At 72.3% G+C, this 1,035-nt stretch carries 1 protein-coding gene and 1 pseudogene; both read right to left on the bottom strand.

Annotated elements, in window-relative coordinates; translation table 11 throughout:
* Positions 1-836, bottom strand: an 836-nt coding sequence (locus tag ACFV5N_RS28055; protein ID WP_385605410.1) for an adenosine deaminase, incomplete at its 3' end; no start/stop codon positions are given.
* 3 nt (positions 837-839) lie between these two features.
* A pseudogene (locus ACFV5N_RS28050) lies at positions 840-1,035 on the bottom strand (ABC transporter substrate-binding protein); the annotation flags it as partial.

The following is a 1,035-nucleotide window of genomic DNA, read 5'->3' as shown; positions in this document are numbered from 1 at the left end:
ACCATGACCTCGTCCTCCAGGACGTAGTAGCCGTGGTCGATGCGGTCGCAGCCGAGCAGGTCCAGGCAGGTCGCGGTGTTGATGGCCACCGGCGCGTGCTCGGAGGAGTGCGCGGTGCGGCGCAGCCCCGCGTCGCCCGCGAGCCGGTACGCCTCGGCGAACCGCTCCGGCGGACCGGCCAGTTCGAGGTTGACCAGCCCGATCCCGGCGAGGTACTCGTGCGGCCGTGCCACGACCCGGCGCACGAACTCCAGCGCCTGCTCGGCGCTGTGGCTGCGGTCGATCGAGGCGATGAGCCGGCCGGTCATGCCGAAGTCGCGCTCCGCCATCCGGATGCCGTCCGCACAGGCGTCCACCAGACCGTGGAAGCCGAGCGAGGCCAGCTGCGGCGGCACGTCGTCGATCTGGAGTTCCAGATGACGGGTGGCGCTCTCGTGCGCGGCGGCGAACGCCTCGTAGGTGATCCGGGTGATGTCGTCGGCGCTGCGCAGGGCGGCGTTGACCCACTCGCTGGCCTGGAACAGCGAGTAGGGCCGCTCCGGCTCGTCGGGGCCCTGCCCCTGCGGCACCGGGATGCGGGTGTGCCGGTAGAGGGCGGGGTCCGGCGGCAGGGAGTTGATGTCCCGCCAGATGGTCTCCGGCTCGTCCGGCAGGTCGAGACCGGCCGCCCGGGCGAGTTCGGCGAAGGTCGCGGCGGACACGGTGCCGATCAGATGGCAGTGCAGATCCGTCTTCGGCATCCGGGCCACGTACGCGGCGACGCGCTCGGCCCGGCTCGCGTCGGGGCCGGGGGTACCGGGCTGCGCGCTGGTGTGGGTGGTGGTGGTGTCGGTCATCGCTTACTTCCCCGAGACTTCCCGCGCGAAGCGGTCGACCCAGTCGGCGCGGTTGGCCGTGATCTCCTCCGGGGAGAGCGTCTGGTAGCCCATCTCGACCGGGTCACCGGCGTTCTCGCCCATCAGTCCGGTGAAGGACGGGGCGGCGGTCACATCCGGCCGCACCGGGAGGTCGGTGGCGATGGACGCCTCCTGGGCC

Origin of the sequence: Streptomyces sp. NPDC059853 (assembly GCF_042731495.1) — a bacterium.
Lineage (GTDB): Bacteria > Actinomycetota > Actinomycetes > Streptomycetales > Streptomycetaceae > Streptomyces.
This window is presented reverse-complemented; position numbering and strand designations above follow the sequence as displayed.